Raw genomic sequence first — 20,736 nt, forward strand, 5'->3', positions numbered from 1 at the left:
CAAATACTTTGGTACGGGTGAAGTCTGGCGCTCACATTAATCAAAGCTGCACTGTTTTATGCGCGAACATTACCTAACCGTACCTCAACAGTGTGGGACTCACCATCGTTAACCAGAGCAATGACCAAATCGAGCTGTGCGACACCGTCGATGGTCACACCTGGGGCATTATTTGTTTCGTCAATCTGAACGATAGTGATGTGATAATCCGTCTCTCGATAACGGTAATTCACCGTGAACGTCTTCCAGTCCGCAGGAAGACAGGGTGCGAAACGCAGCTTGTCAACCTCCAGCGTTAAGCCCAAGAGTGTTTCCAGGATCAATCGATACAGCCAGCCGGCAGATCCCGTATACCAGGACCATCCACCCCGGCCGGTGTGGGGTGAGACCGCATACACATCGGCAGCGACAACATACGGTTCTGTCTTGTATACCGCTACCGCCTCTGGCGTTTGCGCATGGTTCACCGGATTGATCATCGCCAATAGTTCCCACGCACGCTGGCGATCTCCCAATGCAGCGAATGCCATCGTCGCCCAGATGGCCGCATGCGTATACTGCCCACCGTTCTCACGTACACCGGGGACATAGCCTTTGATGTAGCCTGGATTCAATGGCGACTTGTCGAAAGGTGGATCGAGCAGTTGAATAATCCCTGAATCCCGTCGTACCAAACGCTCGCTCAATGCTTCCATGGCTTGCCGCTGACGATTGTCGGCGCCTGCTCCGGACAGCACAGACCAGCTTTGTGCAATCGAATCAATCCGACATTCAGCATTGGAGGAAGAACCCAACGGGCTGCCATCATCAAAGAAAGCACGGAGATACCATTGACCATCCCAGCCATGCAGCTCAATATTTTGGCGCAAACGGGCGGCTTCTGTTTCGCAGCGCTCGACAAAAGCCGTATCGCCAAACTTGGCGGCGACGTCGGCAAATTTAATGAGCACGTCATACAGGAAGAAAGCTAGCCAGATGCTTTCGCCCCTACCATGGATACCGACCAGATTCATTCCGTCGTTCCAGTCTCCGGCACCCATCAGTGGGAGACCATGTTCGCCAAATCGCAAGCCGTGAACGATAGCGCGCACGCAATGTTTGTACAAACTCGCGGCCTGCTCGGAGTGGACAGGCAAGTCGTAATATGAATCTTCGTCAGGGTGAACCAAACGACCCTCAAGGAATGACACGGATTCATCCAGCACACCCATATCGCCGGTAGCTGTTATGTAACGACACGTTACCAGGGGTAACCAGAGATAATCATCTGAACAGCGCGTGCGCACACCGCGGCCCATTGGGGGATGCCACCAATGCTGAACGTCACCTTCAATGAATTGACGCGCTGCACAACGAAGCAAATGCTCGCGTACCAGAACAGGTTCAGCATGGACGAGCGCCATCGCATCCTGCAACTGATCACGGAAGCCAAAGGCCCCTCCCGACTGATAATAACCGCTGCGACCCCACATACGGCAAGCCAAAATCTGGTATACGAGCCAACCGTTCGTCAGTAGATTAATGGACAGGTCGGGGGTTTGCACCTGAACAGCACCCAGTGTCCGCTGCCAGTAATGTTGCACTTTCTCTAATGCATTGTGCGCCGCCATCGAACCGCGGAAACGTCGCACCAGCGTCTGGGCATCATCAGCATCACGGCCAAGGCCGAGGCGGAAAACAGTCTCATGCGTCTGGCCCGCACCCAGCTCGAAAGATACCCGGAGGGCACCGCAGGGATCCAGCGCCGGACCAACTCGACCCGAGAGTTCCGCCCACGCCATCGCCGCCGGGTTTTTGAGCCCACCGTTACGGCCAATAAACTCGGTTCGATCACCTGTCACACTACGCATGGCATCGTCCGTGTCAAAGAAAGCAATCCGGCCTGCGAAATCGTTGTTATAGGGATTGCGCGCGAGTAGCACTCCGCTCTTGGGATCGATCGCGGTGATCACGTGCATGCCCGTTTTCTCCCGCAGATCACCCAACACCCATTCGGTGTACCCGGTGACGGAAAGCTGGCGTGGCCGTCCGGAATCATTACGAACTTTCAGCATCGTGAATTTAACTGATGCATCCAATGCAACGAATATCCATAGCTCCGAATGGATGCCCCCCTCACTATGTTCGAAGACGCTATAACCGAACCCGTGCCGTGTAATGTACGGCGTTACACCACATTTTGGTAATGGTGTTGGCGACCAGAAATAGCCACTTTCTTCGTCGCGGAGATAGAAGGCCTCTCCGCCTCCATCACTCACCGGATCATTGCGCCAAGGTGTCAGGCGGAATTCGTGCGCATTCTCGCCCCAAGTATAGGCTTGACCACTTTCAGAAATCACCGTTCCAAAGTGCGGGTTAGCCAGCACATTCGACCACGGTGCAGGGGTCATTTGGCCAACTCCGGTGGTGATAACATATTCGCGGCCATCCTCGGAAAACCCGCCGAGACCATTATCGAAGAGCAGGCGACGCCGCGGCAACTCAACCATTCGCTTGGAATCAGAACGCCGGATCGGCGCCGATCCAGTAAGTACAACGGGCAATTCCGCAGGAATACGACGGGTAACCTGGTCTGCCAGACTACCCTTGCTATCAACAATGATCGCGCGTGCGACTGTTTGCAGCAATATCCGATCCTCTGGCGCAATTTGCTCGCCGCGATGAATGAAGATGCCTCCCGGACAATCGAGCATGTGTGCCTCGACACTACTGGAGACGAGTCCCATTACCTGTTCTTGCAATATTTGCCGGTAACCTGAGCGATCTTCATTCCAGATGATCAGATCGACCGCCAGACCTTTAAGACGCCAATACGCATGCGCTGCCACCACTCTACGCACTAAATCAATGTTGGCCGGATCGCCAATCTGTAGCAGCACGATTGGGAGGTCGCCAGAGATGGCGTACCCCCACAGGCCTGATTGACCGCGCTGATTGTTGCGCAGCACGCTGGTATCGGCACGCAATGAAGCATTGGCAAAGAGCACCGAACCAGCCAGACGGCAAAATAATTGTGCATCGGCCTCGCTCGCATTGAGTTGCCGCAACATCACAAGGCTGTGGGTTCGCGCCACATCGAAAACGCGATCTGCCAAACGATGATCCTGATATTTATCGATCAGATTTAATACGGTTTGATGAGAATCACCGACCCCGGTGACGATGTCGATCGTAGCGCATTCACCGGGACCAATGGACAAGCGTTGCCGAATCGCCACGATTGGATCTAAAACCGAGCCGGCGCTACCCGAAAGTGACGCCGAATCCGTCATCGCATAGGGAGCAGCAACCGTGTTTCCACGTCCGACAAAACGCATGCGATCCGTCTCATAAGAGACGGCATCAACGGTCGCCCCATGTACGGTCATCAAGTGGAACATCCACGGAGTCTGATCGCTCTGCGAACGCGGCCGCCGATGGCAGACGATCGCATGCCGTTCGGGCAATATCTCAGTCTGCACAAAAAGATTGCCGAAGGCCGGTGCCTGAGCATCGGCCGCTGGCGTTGCGAGCACGACTTCAGCATACGTAGTGATCTCGATAGTTTGACGTGTCCATGCACGGTTGGTGATGCGAACACGACGCAGCTCTATATCATCTTCGGGCGAAACCGTAATCTCGGTATGCGTATCAAAATCATGGTCGCGACGACGGAACTCGACTCGCCCTTCCGAAAAAACTACTTCATACCGCTTCGATGGTTTGTGTGTGGGCTGATAAGTAGTTGACCAAAATTCGCCGCTCGACACATCGCGCAAATAGCAAAAACTGCCCCAATTGTCACATGTCTTGTCTTCGCGCCAGCGAGTGACGGCAAGGTCTTTCCAGCGGCTGCTCCCTCCACCCGCATTCGTGACCATAACGTGATAACGACCATTCGACAGCAATTGAACCTCTGGAATCGGCGTATTGGGGTTTTTAAGTATGCGTATTGGCATCTCCGGGACTTCCTCAGCCACGTGGATTTCAGGAAGATCGGCAGAGCGCAACGGGAAGACCTTAGCCTGGGGAATCCGTTCCTGAAGCAATAACATTGTCGCCTGAAATAGAGGATCTGATTCGAATCTCCGCTGCATAGGGCGATCCAGCAGCAAATAGGCCAGGGAAAGTATGCTCATCCCTAAATGATGAGCCATAAATGAGCGCACCACGGCCCGAGTTTCACCTCGTCGTACTCGCGACGGCGTGTAATCGATCGCTTCGTAAAACCCGAATTTGCCAACGATACCTTCAGTGGCGAGTTTTTGAAGGTTCAGACATGCTTTTTCGGGCGCAACCATCAAGGCCATTACCGAGGCATACGGCGCAATGACAAGATCATCGCCGAGGCCGCGTTTCAGCCCTAGTCCCGGTACGCCAAAAGCTCGATACTGATAATTTAAATGAATGTCGACGCCGTTGTACCCGGACTCCGACATACCCCAAGGCACGCCGCGTTGATTGCCATACTCGATTTGCCGATTCACCGCTGCCTTGCATGTCTGATCAAGCAGAGTATTGTCGTAGGTCGGCATCACCAGCAGCGGCATGAGATACTCGAACATCGAGCCACTCCACGATAATAAAAGCGGCTTCCCTCCGGCAGTCGTCAACATCCGACCAAGCGCAAACCAGCTCTCCTGTGGCAATTCGCCTTGAGCAATCGCGACGAAGTTGCACAGCCTGGCCTCTGAGGCAAGTAGATCATAGTAACTGGCATCTAATCGACGCTCACCCACGTTATATCCAATTGAGAGTAAACGTCTTGCGTGGTTGTACAGGAATCCATATTCCATCTGCGCAAACTCGCATGATTTTCGCGCAAGATATTCGAGGGTTTCTATCTGCTCTCGTGCACGTTCATGACCCTCACTGGCGAGTTGACGCAATGATGGAATTTTTGCGGTAAGCACCGAACTGTGCATCTCGGACGAGGTATTCGACCGCAACGAAGGTATATGGAAAGCCAGATCAGCGAGAGCACCTTCGCATTGCCTGACCAGCGCCTGTGCCCATTCGACACTTTCATAGAGGGAAAGATTTACTGTACTTTTGGTGAGTTGATTGACCACTTCACGCGCGTAAGTAAGCAAGCCATCCAGATACACTCGAACACTCCCCAATGTAAGCGGATGAGCTACAGCCGCCGCTTTAAGAGTTTTTTCGAATTGCGCCAAAGGAGTTGCTGCGGCACCACTGGCCGTCTCAACAACAATCCGCCACGTGTCGCCCAGCCCCGTGAATAATCGCCTTCCGATAATCGGAGCATCGGGGATCTCCAGCAATGCCACGCGCAATGTCAGCAAATGCGCTGCCAGATTCCCACTGTCCACGGTAGAAACATACCGCGACAATGGTTTGAGCGACAGGGTGTCATACCAGTTGTAAAAATGTCCTCGGTGCCGTTCCAGGACTTCCATGGTTTTCAATGTATTTGCCGTACGCTCTATGAGTTGGCCCGCTCCAATGTAGCCAAAATCGTACGCAGTGATATTAGCAAGCAGCGCCAAACCGATGTTAGTCGGTGAAGTGCGATGTGCGATTGTCGCAACAGGGTGTTCCTGAAAGTTGTCAGGCGGCAGCCAATTGTCTTCCGCCCCGACAAAAGTCTCGAAAAATGCCCACGTGCGACGCGTAATCTGACGCAGAAAAAGAATTTGATCGATTTTCAACTCTGCGTTTCGACGTTCCAGCGGTCGACTTATCCACCAAGTGATGGCCGGAGAGGCCGCCCATAGCAACAACACTGGGAGAGCAACGATCAGCGCGACTGGCATGTTGATCGCCAAAATAATCATCATCATGACGGCAATGGTGGGTGCGATCCACATCAACCGGTAGGAAGCACCAAGGCCCATGTAGCTGGAGGGTGGAATTGCTTGTTTGGGTCCACGTTCGACCTCGCGCCACGGATTCCATTCGAGAAGCCGCTGATGAGTGACCATCAACCGCACAATCGTGCGCAAGATCGCGTCTAGACTGAAATAGACCTCATAGGGCAGACACGCCAGCGTAAATAGAACCTGACCGAATTGTCGACCTGCCCCACGCATCGCAGCAATCAAGTGCTGGCGCAGTAACACTTCACGCGGTTTTCGCAACAGATCAAAGAGGGCCGCAATCACAATGGGCGTAAAGAGGATACAGATTACCGCCAATGTCCAGAACCATGCATGCGGCAGCGCCACCCACCCCAATATTAGCAATAGCGCCAGTGCCGCCGGCACCAGGCTTCGCCGGAGATTATCGAACAATTTCCACTGCGCCAGCGCCGATAGCGGATTGCGGAGATGACTCCCATCAGGGCCGGGTATACGCGACAATAACCAGCTCGCAATTTGCCAGTCTCCACGTATCCAGCGATGACGGCGGCTTACGTCCGCGCTGTAGCGGACAGGAAATTCCTCATATAACTGAACATCGCTAAGTAAGCCTGCGCGGGCATAAGATCCTTCCAAAAGATCATGACTGAGAATTCGGTTATTTGGGAAACGTCCTGCAAGTGCTCGCTCAAAAGCATCGACGTCGTAAATTCCTTTGCCGATGAATGAACCCTCACCAAACAGATCTTGGTAAACATCAGAAACTGTCCGAGTATACGGATCAATACCAATCTCGCCGCTAAATAGTTGCGCGTATCGCGAGCGATTTGATCCGGGCAAACTTACATCAACACGCGGCTGCAAAATACCATAACCATCTGTAACAATTGTATTTTTATCATCGGCTTGGCCGGTTTCGCCGAACCGTGGGATATTCAGCGGATGCGCCATCGCACCGACAAATTGCCGAGCTGAATCACGCGGCAATTGCGTGTCGGTATCGAGCGTAATGACGTACTTTATTTCCGACAATAATGCTGTATTACCCACAATGAGCGAGAACGCATTACCCGCTCGCCCACGCAAGAGCGCATTCAAGTCCGCAAGTTTTCCGCGCTTGCGTTCGAAACCCATCCACATTCCCTCCTGCGAATTCCAACGACGCGGGCGATGAAACAGAAAAAATTGACTACCATTTTGAACATCATTCCCGATTGAAGCCGCGGTTTCACCCGCATCGTTACTGGAGGCATCGCCATACTTTTTGTTTAGCTCCTCGATACTGGCTCTTGCGATTTGCAAAAGCGCCTCGTCCTCCGGGAGCTTTTCCTGATTTGCATCCCGAAAATCGGTCAACAGGCCGAAATCCAGATTGCGGTCACGATTGGCGAGAAATCGCACTTCAAGCGCTTCGACCAAATTCAAAACATCGGCAGCATTCGTGAGCATGGTTGGAACCACTACCAGTGTACGGAACACTGAAGGAATTCCACTGGAGAAATCCATCCGTGGCATGGGATGGGGTGTCACTAGCAATTGAGTCACCCAATTCACCAACGCAACGGCCAATTGGCTTGTCGCAAGCAACAACAGGACATACACTGTGCCCAGTAACCAATCGCGCACACCATCCTCATAGGCTTTAATCACGAGACTGCTGGTCAGGAACAATGTGATCAGCGTAATCGCACTCAGATAAAAGAAAAGCGCAAACCGGCGATTTATCCGACTTAGCTTCTCAAGGATAGACAGGCGTGCCTGCACCACTCGCTCCAGATGCGGCAATCCTTTACCAATCAAATGAAACCCGACATGAGCCGCAGTCTCGTCGCCCCTCCCTATTGCCGCACCTTCCCGAGCCAGCCGAAGCGTCGTTTGAGCCACCTCCACTTCTGACAAAGCACCACCCTTAGCCAGTCGTTCCACGACATGGCGGTACCGATCACGGGTGATAAAATCCATACGGCCATATACACCACCTGGATCCTCCCGCAAGATCGTTTCGATTGCACTAGCGGCTTCAGTAAAATCGCGCCAATCGACAGCTCCAAGCATGCGCAAGCTGCCGATACTGTTAGAAATCGAAACCTGATCAGCCGCCTGTTGCTGATTGCCGGACTGCACCAACTCCTCGATCGTGCGATTTGATTCGGCAAGGCTTTGTTCAATCCACTTCAACGGCAATACCAAAGCGGAGCTCTGCCCCTGTAGTCGACGCACAAATTCTGAAACAAATGGAGCCGTCATTGGCGGATCGGATCGTGCCATATCCGCAATGACCAAAATCAAGCCCTTGGGATCCGTCTCCACAACCTTGGTCATTTCATCGGCCCATTTGACGGCAAGGTTTCTCTCTAACCTGCCAATCTCGATGTATACCGCAACGCGGCGTAGATTCTCGATTAATGCCAGACGCAACATAATCGGGATCGCCCATAATTCACCCAACTGCAGGGTGGTAACGGACTGGTAGGCTGCCACAAATCGACTAAGCGTTTCCGTATCGACTCGACCATCGCCATGGGAAATAGTCTGCAGCGCGATGTCATACACCCGCGGCAGACCAGCCGATGGCCCACGTACCAGGCACGGCAACTCGCGGCTATAATTTTTGGGAAGGTGATGCTTGGCAGTACGGATTTGCTCTTCGAGCAGGTGAAAATTGTCGAACAGCCATTCTCCGGCTGGCGTCAACCGATGGTTCGCCTTAACTGATGCTGTCAAAACATTACAAACACTAATCAGTGTGCTTTCATTCGCGGCTAGCCGTGCCAGAAGTTGGTCTGGACTGCGTTTCGGCGACACGGTATGTGACGCCGCAAGCGTTCTACCATATAACTCCATTTGATCGGCGCTAAATAGTTCCGATCGTAGTGGTAGTTCTTCGAGAAGCTGAGTTCGTGGCCATCCAATTTTGCGAAACCACGTAATCAAGGATAGCAAAAAAACAGAAATTCTTGTGTCTCCAGCCTTCAAGTTAAACATCCTCCAATTTAAAATACTCTGTTTACAAACAGGGACGCAATGCAGAACATTGGTCGTGGCTTAGGCATTTCGAAGTGTCAAACACTTAAAGTCAAAAACGGCCACGCCATTTAACTATCTGGCTTAAGTGCATCTACCTTCCATCTTGAGCAAATTGTAGTAATTTCATGATCTAGCGATAGGCGCAACAATGCATTTATCAAATTGCATTTAAATGAAAATTAAAATGAACAAAAAAATAGAAGTTTTGATGAAAACTTCAAACATGAATGTTTATTTATTTATTGAGTTTTACAATGCCGCCGGCACTGCAATCACAGTTTGGCAATCTGGTCGCCCACCGTGTTCTAGCGAAAAAAAACTCTCGCTGTAACTGTGATTACACGTCATTTTTTATAGATAGAGGCAAACGTATCGAGTTTTTTTCGGTACCTTGCCCACAGAGGCAAAACTCAAGAAGCTTAGTGCATGTACAAATTCATGAGCACTTAACAGGACAACAGCCGATTCCGCTCATACACAAGTAACATTTCTTCATGCAGATATACAAATTATGAAACATTCAAGTTAACAATGGTGTCACCCCATTTGGGAGATTACGCTGGTAATCTCCCATGTCAGCTTTACTTAACTCGCATGTCATTCTTGACAGATTTCACGCCTCTAACACCACGAGCAACTTCTTCGGCCCTATCAATACTGGACTGAGAACTCACAAAGCCGCTTAATTGAACGACACCTTTATAGGTCTCGACATTTATTTCCGTAGCCTTCAACGTAGGCTCATTAAAAACCGCCGCTTTAACCTTCGTTGTAATTACGCTATCATCTAAATATTCTCCTGCTCCTTCTGACTTCGTAGTGGCCGCACAACCTAAAATTGACATGAATACGATGGCAGTAAAAATAGTAATAAAATATTTTAATTGTTTCATAATGAAATCTCCTGATTTTAAAGAAGCCGCTTAATTGGCTGACTCCTTGGGTTATGAATGCTCCACCCTGCTCGCGCGGGCTTTCAATGCCAACTTAAGAAAGCTGGTGGAGTGTTACTGCGACATGCTGGAAGCTTGTACTAGCCGCCGAAGTGCAGATTACTATCCAGCGCATGTACAGTCTGTGCGGTATCGTACACAACTTAAGCCAATAGCTTTACTATAGAGTTCCACTAATTAGTTAATTAGCGGATGTGCCTATAAAATTTAAAATATTTTAATAAGCTGCTTATGTTCATTACCTCTTCACAGGTAACAAACCAGAACTATCTCCTCGCCGCTGTGCAAGCGGATGAATTTGAACGCTTGAAACCACATCTGGAGCTGGTTCAAATGCCGCTCGGGAGCGTCCTCCATGAATCCGGTAGTCGGTTGCAACATGCATGGTTCCCCACGACTGCCATCGTGTCTCTGCAATACATCATGGAGGATGGTGCTTCGACAGAAATCGCAGGCGTCGGCAATGAAGGCATACTAGGTGTTTCACTACTTATGGGTGGCGCAGCGACACCTAGCCGGGCAATTGTGCAAACGGGCGGCTGCGGCTACCGCATAAAAGCCGGATCAATGCTGCAAGAATTCAATCGCATAGAATCGCTACAGCGCCTATCACTGCTTTATATTCAAGCGCTCATCACACAAATGTCCCTGACTGCGGCGTGCAATAGACACCATTCAATCGAACAGCAGCTTTGCCGCTGGCTTTTATTAACCATCGATCGGCTGACCTCAAATGAGTTAATCATGACGCAGGAATTAATTGCCAGCATGCTTGGCGTGCGCCGCGAAGGCATTACGGAAGCAGCCGGAAATTTAAAAAATGCTGGTTTTATTAATTATCGCCGTGGACACATTACCGTACTCGATCGATCTGGACTGGAAACGCTCTCTTGCGAATGTTATAAGGTGGTCAAAAAAGAATTTGATTGCTTACTCTCGACGTACGCAACCACCCAACATTCGCATTCTCAAGCGTATAGCAAAAAATAGAACTCACCTGCGTTATTTAATTCACCAGAACCCAAGCCCCTGAGCCTTCAGAATAGGCAAGGTATGATTCGACAGATTGCCATATGTCTACCATCCTCCTCCCATTCAAAAATGTGCTAACCAACCACACACCGTAAACAGTTCGCGCCTAACAACAAATTTTTTTACGTACAACCATCAACCAATTTAAGAAGACGATAATGCATGGGCGCTGTGCTCAGTTCTGCATACGCAAATCTAGCGATCATGGTGTTAAAGATCGAATCACTTTTTGAAGTGATGAAGTCCTATGTGTGTAAACGCACAGAGAGCACGTATCACAAATGATATTTTGTCTACAGGCAGCATTTCCCCTTACCAGCATAGGGTGAGAATATAGGTTCGCAATATGAAGCACGGGTATAGACATGTACACATACTAAATGTGCAGACAAAAACTAGCGGGTTTCGATATGCACATATTTATTAGTGATTACGTAATTGACAAGAGAACATTTCCATAAATCTCGCTCAGTCATGTTAAAATGTTTTGTTAATTATTCCAATTTTTTGTTAATTAAAACAATATAGAAACGCTTCAAAATTTTTTAGTTAGCAGCCGTTACAACCATACAGGTTCAACCAGGTATGCCATAACGACGTACACCTCAAAATGAAATTGGAAATTCGGTGAAATTTGTGTTGGTGTTTGTTACTCAGTTTTTAAAGGTATTCTTAAATTATGCTTAGCCGGTCTGATATTCTAAACGCCAGCCTCCTGATCGTTGACGATCAGGAGGCGAATATACGTCTACTTGAGGAAATGTTACGTGGCGCTGACTATACGCGTATAGCATCGACACAGAATCCTTATGAAGTCAGCGAGTTATATCGCAAAAACCGCTATGACCTGATTCTGCTCGACTTACAGATGCCTGGCATGGATGGCTTTCAGGTGCTGGAAAGCTTGAAAAAAGTCGAAACAGATGGCTACCTTCCGGTACTCGTAATTACCGCCCAACCAGATCACAAGCTGCGCGCGTTACAAGCCGGTGCGAAAGATTTCATCAGTAAGCCTTTTGATCTGACCGAAGTACGAACACGTATCCATAACATGCTGGAAGTACGGCTTTTATACAAAAAAATTGAACATTACAACAAGGTATTGGAGCAGACTGTACAAGCACGAACAGCAGAACTACGGGAAAGCGAAGCTCGTTTTCGCCGCCTGACCGAGCTGTCGTCTGACTGGTATTGGGAACAAGATGAGACCGGACATTTCACCAAAGTTTACGGCCCGGTTCTTGAAATGCTCGGAATTGAGGTTGACGACTTACTCAGCGAACCGAGTGAAGCACAAGCAGCACATTGGAATAAAGATGAACGGGCGGTACTAGAAGAACATATAGCAGCCAGACGACCATTCCTGGATTTCGTCTACAGACGACATAATTCAGATGGTTCGCAGCAATACTTTATGATTAGCGGAGAACCGATGTTCGATTCATCCGGTCGTTTTACAGGTTTCCGTGGAGTGGGTAAAGACGTCACTGGAAGCATGCGTTCCGCCTCATAACAGGGTGTTCATATTTATAAGGTGACTCGCACACCTCCAGTCTTCGTAGATGGTAGATGCCCAATTTATTGAAAACTCCAAGAAAGCTGGAATTGCTTTTGTAAAATAGATTCATAACTCCAAAAGCCTCTCGCAAACTCTTATCTTTGACCTCCACAACTACTCTTCTCCGGCACATTTTCCTGAGCTATATCAACGAGTAGAAATCTTTTAATTTCTCACTCTGGTGACGATGGTAAAATTTCAGTTGTAACCGTCATTTCGCCACCATGTCCCAACCCTCTTTCATCCATCTGCGTCTGCACAGCGAATACTCCATTGCTGATGGCATTGTGCGCATTCCCGAGGCAATTGCCGCCGCCAAGCAGGATGTCATGCCCGCCCTGGCACTTACCGACCTCAATAATGTGTTCGGCTTGATCAAATTCTATCAGGCAGCGCGCGCTGCCGGCATCAAGCCCATCATCGGCTGTGATGTATTCATCAGCAATCCAGCCGAGCGCGACAAGCCGTTCCGGCTGCTGTTGTTATGCCAGTCCAATGTTGGCTATCTGCGATTGTGTGAATTGGTGACACGCGCCTATCTGGAAAGGCAAAACAGTGGTCGCATCGAGATACACAAACAATGGCTGCGCGACGGGACAGAGGGACTGCTCGCATTATCCGGCGCACATCTCGGTGAGGTCGGCACGGCGCTGCTGAATGGCAATCAGGCAACGGCTCGTCAGCTGGCGCTTGAGTGGGCGGAGCTGTTCCCCAGTCGATATTATCTGGAAGTGCAGCGAACCGGCATGGTGCGCGAAGAGCTGCACGTGAGTGAAACGGTCAAACTGGCCGTAGAGCTGGCGTTACCGGTAGTAGCTACACAACCAATCCAGTTCCTAAGCCGTGAAGCTTACAAAGCGCACGAGGCGCGCGTCTGCATCGCCGAAGGGTATGTGCTGAATGACAAGCGGCGCGTGCGCCAATTTACCCCGCAGCAGTATTTCAAAACCCAGGCCGAGATGATGACGCTGTTCGCCGATTTTCCTGAAGCGTTGCAAAACAGTGTGGAGATCGCCAAGCGATGTAATTTGACCTTGCAACTAGGTAAGCCATATTTGCCGGATTTCCCCACCCCAAATGGCGAAAGCCTGGATGATTTTCTGCGTACGGAATCCGAACTCGGTTTGCATCAGCGCATGCTGCAGTTGTATCCGGATGAAACTGTGCGCGCCGCGAAGATGGAGGAATATACCTCACGCTTGGCATTCGAAATTGAAACCATTATAAAAATGGGGTTCTCCGGTTACTTTTTGATTGTGGCCGATTTCATCCGCTGGGCCAAGCTCAATGACGTGCCGGTCGGCCCCGGCCGCGGCTCAGGCGCAGGTTCACTGGTGGCTTACAGTCTCAGTATCACCGATCTTGACCCGCTACGCTACGCCCTGCTCTTTGAACGCTTTCTGAATCCGGAACGCATATCCATGCCCGACTTCGATGTGGATTTCTGCCAGGATGGGCGCGAGCGCGTTATCGAGTATGTGAAACAAAAATACGGCGCGGCGAGTGTGTCGCAGATTGCCACCTTCGGCACCATGGCGTCCAAAGCGGTGATCCGCGATGTCGGACGCGTGCTGGATTTTCCTTACGGCCTGTGTGATCGCCTGTCCAAGCTCGTTCCGCTGGAAGGCGTCAAACCGGTATCACTGAAAAAAGCACGTGAACTGGAGCCAGAATTTAACAGTATTATCAGCAGCGAAGAAGGTGTGGAAGAGCTGCTTGAACTGGGTACACGGCTGGAAGATTTAACGCGCAATGTCGGCATGCATGCGGGCGGGGTACTGATCGCACCGGGCAAGCTGACCGATTTTTGTCCGCTATATTACGCCGAGGGCAGCGACAAGGGCATCAGTCAATTTGATAAAGACGATGTGGAAAAGATCGGCTTGGTGAAATTCGACTTTTTGGGGTTGCGCACGCTCACCATCATTGATTGGGCGGTGAAATATGTAAACAAAATGCCCGCAGGCCTAGGTTTTCCCATTGAAAATCGCTTCTCCATCGAAAACCTTCCACTGGAGGACAAACCAACTTACGCCCTGCTTAAGGCTGCTAACACTACAGCGATATTTCAGCTTGAATCTCCTGGCATGAAAAAGCTGATTATCAAGTTGCAACCGGACACATTTGAAGACATCGTGGCGCTGGTTGCATTATATCGCCCAGGTCCGCTCGAATCAGGCATGGTAGAGGACTTCATTAACCGCAAACATGGCCGTTCCAAGGCTGATTATTTTCATCCCGAACTGGAAATTTCGCTCAAGCCAACTTACGGTGTGATCGTGTACCAAGAGCAAGTGATGCAGATCGCGCAGATCATCGGCGGTTATTCGCTGGGAGCGGCGGACTTGTTGCGCCGCGCGATGGGGAAAAAAAATGCTGAGGAGATGGCGCTGCAACGCAGCATCTTCGTGGACGGCGCTGTGGCGCGCGCTATCAACAAGCGACTAGCTGAGCAACTGTTCGACCTGATGGAAAAATTCGCTGGGTACGGTTTTAACAAATCGCATTCTGCTGCCTATGCGTTGGTGTCATATCAGACCGCCTATCTAAAGGCGCATTACCCGGCGGCATTCATGGCCGCCACACTATCATCTGATATGGATAACACCGACAAAGTCCATATTTTCTATCTCGATACCCTGGCGCAAGGAATAAGTATTTTGCCGCCGGATATTAACTCGTCTGTAAACCGCTTTATGCCAGTGGACGAAAAAACGATTGCATATGGATTGGAAGCCATTAAAGGTACAGGTAAAGCTGCGATAGATAGCATTGAACATGCTCGTAAACTCGGTGGGCCATTCCGCGACCTGTTCGATTTTTGTCATCGCGTAGATAAGCGCGTGGTGAACCGTCGCGCCACTGAAGCGCTGATCCGCAGTGGCGCATTCGATAAGATTTCGGATCATCGCTATCAGTTGCTGGCGTCGCTCGAGATCGCGCTTTGCAGCGCGGAACAGAAAGCACAATCAGTCAATCAAAATAGTCTATTCGAATACGATGCAAGTGTGACGATGTCGGTGCAAATGAAGAACGTCCCGCGCTGGACGGTGCGCGAGCAATTGCAACATGAAAAAACCAGCTTGGGTTTTTATCTCAGCGGCCATCCCTATCAAGAATATGCCAACGAACTAGAAAATTTCGTCAAGACACGCCTGGCCGATATCACGCTGCAAGCGCTACCGCAAAACGGCAACACCAAACGCGGTGGAGTGCCGGTAGTATTGGCTGGCATAGTGTCTGCCATGCGAATACAGCAGACGCGGCGTGGGCGCATGGCAATTGTCACACTGGACGATGGCAGCGCACAGTTGGAAATGATGGTATTCAACGAAGTTTTCGAGGCCAATCGCCCGTGGATACGTGAAGATGAATTGCTGGTGGTGCGCGGCAAAGCCAGTCTCGACGAGTATTCCGGCAATATGCGCGTCAATGGTGAGGAGTTATTCGATTTCGCCTCGGCGCGTTCCACTTTCGCGAAGCGCCTGGAACTTACTGTTGCGTCTGACGCACGCATTAGCGTGACTCAGTTAAAAGAACTACTCGAGCCCTACCGAGAAGGCAAATGCATGACTGTAGTGTGCTACCGCAATACGAGCGGGAGCGCAAACCTGAAGCTGGGCGAGGCTTGGAGTGTCACGCTGCACAGTGATCTAATGAGCGGATTAAAGAAACTGCTAGGCGAGCAGAATGTTCATATTGCTTATACTTGAGCAAGTTTTTTCTCTTCCAATAATTTGGTAGCACGGCGTAATGCGGTGCCCAGGCCAGCCGTTACATTGTCGCTTTCCATCTCGTCAAAAAATCCTGCTTGATGCACCCTGAAATAGGGTTGTTTGTGGGCGCCGCAAAGAATGAGAATTGGGGGCGGAAAAATTCGGCCAGTTTCTTGGAGCAGACTACTTAATCCTCATGCCAGGTTGTGCGCCATCGTCCGGACTGAGGATGAATAAACCGGGCGCATCGCCGGAAGCCGCCAGCACCATCCCTTCCGATAAACCGAATTTCATCTTGCGTGGCGCAAGATTCGCAACCATCACCGTCATGCGACCCTTTAATTTTTCCGGCTCGTAAACCGACTTGATGCCCGCAAACACCGTGCGCGTTTTTTCCTCACCGATGTCCAACGTCAGTTTCAGCAGCTTCTCCGCGCCTTCAACATGCTCGGCGTTGACGATTTTAGCCACGCGCAGATCGACCTTGCTGAAGTCGTCGATACTGATGGTTTCAGCGATGGGCGCAATGGCGTGCTGCTGCGCCTCAGCATGACGAACAGGGGATGGCGGCGGTGCAAGGGTTTCTTTATTGGCTTCAATCATGGCATCTATTAGTTTTTGGTCAATGCGGGTCATCAGGTGTTGGTAAGGGTTAATTCGATGGCTGATGATCGGGCGATTAACATCTCTTAAGCTTAGTGGTGCAATGTTTAAGAAGGTCTCTACACTGCTTGCAAGTTGAGGTAGGACCGGTTTGAGATAAATTGTGAGAAGGCGAAATAGCTCAATAGCGGCAGTGCATACTTGGTGAAGCTCATCCCTTCTCGCGTCGTCCTTGGCGATTGCCCAAGGGGCTTTTTCATTTACATAGCGATTTGCAATGTCCGCAAACTCCATAATTTGGCGGATGGCCTTTCCATAATCTCGTTCTTCATACGCCTTCCCAATATCATTTGCACGTTTCCTAAATCTGCCAAACAAATCTTCGTCACCAGGGATAATTTGCGCCACAGCAAAGCTACCGCCTTGCTTCTTGGCAGATTCAAGTTCATCTTCGGCAATTTGCTTGTAATAGGGTTTGGGGTCGATTTGTGGAAGAGAAGAAGCTAATTGACCATCAAAAAGTTTATGGATGAACCCCGCACACCGGCTCGCAATATTGATGTACTTCCCAATCAAGTCGCTGTTCACCTTCGCGACAAAATCTTCCAAACTCAGGTCAATATCTTCCATCGTCCCATTGAGTTTCGCGGCATAGTAGTAGCGCAAATATTCCGGGTTGAGTCCCTGCTTGAGGTAGCTATCTGCGGTGATAAAAGTCCCGCGTGATTTGCTCATTTTCTCGCCGTTGACGGTGAGAAAGCCGTGTGCGAACAGCTTAGTTGGCGTGCGAAAACCGGCATGTTGCAGCATCGCGGGCCAGAACAAGGCGTGAAAATAAAGGATGTCCTTTCCGATGAAGTGGTACAGCTCAGTATCGGAATCTGGCTTCCAGTAATCGTCGAAGGCGATGCCATCGGCATCGCACAGCTTTTTGAAGCTGCCCATGTAGCCTACCGGCGCATCCAGCCACACATAAAAATATTTGCCCGGTGCATCGGGTATCTCAAAGCCGAAATAGGGCGCGTCGCGAGAAATGTCCCAGTCGGTGAGTTTGTTCTCGCCTGCAGTGCCCAGCCATTCCTGCATCTTGTTGGCGGCTTCTGGTTGCAGTGTTCCGCTGCGTGTCCACTCGCGCAGGAACTGTTGGCATGTGTCAGCGGAGAGCTTGAAAAAATAATGGTCGGAGTTACGCCGCTCGGGTTGCGCACCGGACACGGCGGAGTAGGGATTGATCAGTTCGGTGGGCGAATAAGTGGTGCCGCACACTTCGCAATTGTCGCCGTATTGATCCTTGGCGTGGCATTTGGGACATTCGCCCTTGATGAAACGATCCGGCAGGAACATATTCTTGACCGGATCATAGAACTGCTCGACTGAACGCACTTCAATCAAGCCCGCGGCTTTAAGTTTGCAATAAATTGCCTCTGCATATTCTTTAGTTTCGTTACTGTTAGTGCTGCCATAGTGGTCGAACTCGACATGAAAACCTTCAAAATCTGACTTGTGTTCATGCCACACGCGATCTATCAATTGTTCCGGGGTGATACCTTCTTTTTCAGCGCGAAGCATGACAGGCGTGCCGTGAGTATCGTCTGCACAGACGTAATAACATGTGTTGCCTAGCATTTTTTGGAAGCGCACCCATATGTCGGTCTGAATGTACTCAACCAAATGACCCAAATGGATACTACCATTGGCATAAGGCAATGCGGACGTAACCAGTATCTTGCGCAACATAAATAGAAAACCCCTTGTAAAGGGCCGTAATTGTAGCAAAATTGAACTATAGGCGTGACGGGGAATCTTGGGTAGAATGCTTGCCCCCTATCGTTTTAATTGCAGGAGCAGCACATGAGTTTTACCGACGCAGACGTACAGGCCGCATTGGCAAAGTTGATTGACCCCAATACAAAAAAAGATTTTGTAGCGGGCAAGTCGGTAAAAAATATAAAGATCAGCGGTGATAATTTATCGCTCGATATTCAGCTTGGCTACCCTGCGAAAAGCGTGTGGGACGAGATACGAGTGATGGTAGAAAATCACCTGCGTAGCGCTTTACCAGGTATCAACACTCTTTGCGTGAATGTAAGCAGCAAGGTAGTGCCCCATGCTGTGCAGCGCGGCGTAAAGCTAGTTGATGGGGTAAAGAATATTATTGCGGTGGCCAGCGGCAAAGGCGGTGTGGGCAAATCCACTACGGCGGTGAATCTGGCGTTGGCACTGGCTGCGGAAGGTGCCCGCGTCGGGATTCTGGATGCGGATATTTACGGCCCTTCCCTGCCCACCATGATGGGCATCAAAGGCGAGCCCGTATCGCGCGATGGCAAGTCGGTCGAGCCTATGCAGGGACATGGACTGCAGGTCATGTCCATCGGCTTCATGATTCAAGGCGAGGATGTGCCGATGGTCTGGCGCGGCCCGATGGTCACTCAGGCACTGGATCAATTGTTGAATCAGACGCGCTGGGATGAGCTGGACTATCTAGTGGTGGATATGCCGCCCGGCACTGGCGATATCCAATTGACTCTGTCACAAAAAGTACCGGTAACCGGGGCGATCATCGTAACCACTCCACAGGACATCGCACTGATGGATGCGCGCAAGGGACTCAAAATGTTCGAGAAGGTGAGCATAAAGATACTTGGTATCGTGGAAAACATGAGCACGCACATCTGCTCGAAATGCGGGCATGAGGAACACATCTTCGGGAGCGGCGGAGCCGAAAAGATGTGTAACGACTACAAAGTAGAGCTCCTCGGTTCTTTGCCTTTGGACATCCGCATTCGCGAGCAGGCCGATTCCGGCAACCCCACCGTCATGGCCGACCCCGATGGTGTAATTGCCAAAGAGTACAAACAGATTGCGCGGCGCCTGGCGGTGAAAGTTGCTGAAATGGCGCAAGATTATAGTGCGGCGTTTCCTAAAATTGTGATGCAGAAGACATAAGGATAAAACGCGAAGTGCAAAGTGTCATGGAGCATTTATATTTTTATTCTTTTCCCTGGACCATAACTTTTGTATCGAACTAAACATGAGCATTAAATCAGACAAGTGGATACGTCACATGGCCAAACAGTACGGCATGATCGAGCCGTTCGAACCCGGGCAGGTGAAAGAAATGAATGGCCAGCGTATCGTGTCATATGGCACGTCGAGCTACGGCTATGACATCCGTTGCTCAGACGAATTCAAGCTATTCACCAACATCAATAGCACCATCGTCGATCCAAAGAATTTCGATGCCAACTCTTTCGTCGAGCTCAAGAACGACTATTGCATCATCCCGCCCAACTCTTTCGCGCTGGCACGTACCGTGGAACACTTTCGCATTCCCCGCAACGTACTGACCATTTGCCTGGGTAAATCTACCTACGCGCGGTGCGGCATAATCGTCAATGTCACACCCTTAGAGCCGGAATGGGAAGGTTATGTAACACTGGAGTTTTCCAATACCACGCCTTTACCGGCAAAAATTTACGCCAATGAGGGCGTGGCGCAAGTGATCTTCTTCGAGTCTGACGAAGTATGCGAAGTCTCATACAAAGATAGGGGCGGCAAGTATCAGGGGCAAGTTGGGGTTACGCTACCCAAGATATGAATATAGTCAGGTGAAGAATAAGCAGTCCAACACTCACCCGCCATTTAGCAAAGTATGAATCAGATGAGTGGTTACATTCCGCCCATCCATTGAACTCTACTGAATCAAATAGAGGTATAAAATTTAATGGCACCCAATCCGCAAACCATTTGGCGCAGCCCCACAGGCGAGGTGGTCGCCTGCGTGGAAAAGAACAAGGTGCTGAGCGAGAACATGGAAGAAATCCGCCAAATCTGCCAAGACGCGCTGGAAGATGCCGTACTAATGGGTTGTGACGAACAGCAGTTTCGCACGGTACTGACTGAACTAGTCCAAGCCCTTAAAAACCCCTACCCTCCGCGCGGCTAACTGCACCAGAATAGCATTAAGCTTTTTGATCAATTCCGGTTTAATCGTCCCCCTTAATACAGCTGACAATCTTTTATTCGCGTTACCGGATGACATCATT

General features: G+C 50.3%; 10 protein-coding genes. 7 read left to right on the forward strand and 3 right to left on the reverse strand.

Annotated elements, in window-relative coordinates; all coding sequences use genetic code 11:
- Positions 1–56 precede the first annotated feature (56 nt).
- Positions 57–8,786, reverse strand: coding sequence for a GH36-type glycosyl hydrolase domain-containing protein (locus tag MKZ32_RS12860; protein WP_420887743.1), 8,730 nt, complete (start codon positions 8,784–8,786; stop codon positions 57–59).
- A gap of 226 nt (positions 8,787–9,012) precedes the next feature.
- Here MKZ32_RS12860 and MKZ32_RS12865 point away from each other — a divergent pair, with 226 nt between their 5' ends.
- Positions 9,013–9,159, forward strand: a complete 147-nt coding sequence (locus MKZ32_RS12865; protein ID WP_239797634.1) for a hypothetical protein — start codon at positions 9,013–9,015, stop codon at positions 9,157–9,159.
- 250 nt (positions 9,160–9,409) lie between these two features.
- On the opposite strand, the gene MKZ32_RS12870 is transcribed toward MKZ32_RS12865, so the two are convergent.
- Positions 9,410–9,721, reverse strand: a complete 312-nt coding sequence (locus tag MKZ32_RS12870) for a BON domain-containing protein (RefSeq protein ID WP_239797635.1) — start codon at positions 9,719–9,721, stop codon at positions 9,410–9,412.
- A gap of 291 nt (positions 9,722–10,012) precedes the next feature.
- Between MKZ32_RS12870 and MKZ32_RS12875 the strand changes: the two genes are divergently transcribed.
- The 3 genes from MKZ32_RS12875 (at position 10,013) to dnaE (ending at position 16,084) form a co-directional block, all read left to right on the forward strand.
- Positions 10,013–10,771, forward strand: coding sequence for a Crp/Fnr family transcriptional regulator (locus MKZ32_RS12875; protein ID WP_239797636.1), 759 nt, complete (start codon positions 10,013–10,015; stop codon positions 10,769–10,771).
- 721 nt (positions 10,772–11,492) lie between these two features.
- Positions 11,493–12,326: a response regulator gene (locus MKZ32_RS12880; protein WP_239797637.1), complete on the forward strand. Its 834-nt coding sequence runs from the start codon at positions 11,493–11,495 to the stop codon at positions 12,324–12,326.
- 269 nt (positions 12,327–12,595) lie between these two features.
- A complete protein-coding gene (gene dnaE / locus MKZ32_RS12885; protein WP_239797638.1) occupies positions 12,596–16,084 on the forward strand; it encodes a DNA polymerase III subunit alpha in 3,489 nt (1,162 codons plus the stop codon).
- 186 nt (positions 16,085–16,270) lie between these two features.
- Here dnaE and metG read toward each other — a convergent pair whose 3' ends face one another.
- Complete coding sequence (gene metG / locus MKZ32_RS12890; RefSeq protein WP_239797639.1) at positions 16,271–18,427, reverse strand: methionine--tRNA ligase; 2,157 nt, start codon at positions 18,425–18,427, stop codon at positions 16,271–16,273.
- Between the two features lie 114 nt (positions 18,428–18,541).
- Here metG and apbC point away from each other — a divergent pair, with 114 nt between their 5' ends.
- From apbC to MKZ32_RS12905, 3 genes are all read left to right on the forward strand, one after another.
- Positions 18,542–19,636 carry an iron-sulfur cluster carrier protein ApbC gene (gene apbC, locus MKZ32_RS12895; protein WP_239797640.1) on the forward strand — a complete coding sequence of 365 codons (1,095 nt, stop codon included), beginning with the start codon at positions 18,542–18,544 and terminating at the stop codon, positions 19,634–19,636.
- Between the two features lie 85 nt (positions 19,637–19,721).
- Complete coding sequence (dcd, locus tag MKZ32_RS12900) at positions 19,722–20,288, forward strand: dCTP deaminase (RefSeq protein WP_239797641.1); 567 nt, start codon at positions 19,722–19,724, stop codon at positions 20,286–20,288.
- Positions 20,289–20,414: 126 nt separating this feature from the next.
- Positions 20,415–20,636 carry a hypothetical protein gene (locus tag MKZ32_RS12905; RefSeq protein WP_239797642.1) on the forward strand — a complete coding sequence of 74 codons (222 nt, stop codon included), beginning with the start codon at positions 20,415–20,417 and terminating at the stop codon, positions 20,634–20,636.
- Positions 20,637–20,736 lie beyond the last annotated feature (100 nt).

This window comes from Candidatus Nitrotoga arctica, from assembly GCF_918378365.1.
Lineage (GTDB): Bacteria > Pseudomonadota > Gammaproteobacteria > Burkholderiales > Gallionellaceae > Nitrotoga > Nitrotoga arctica.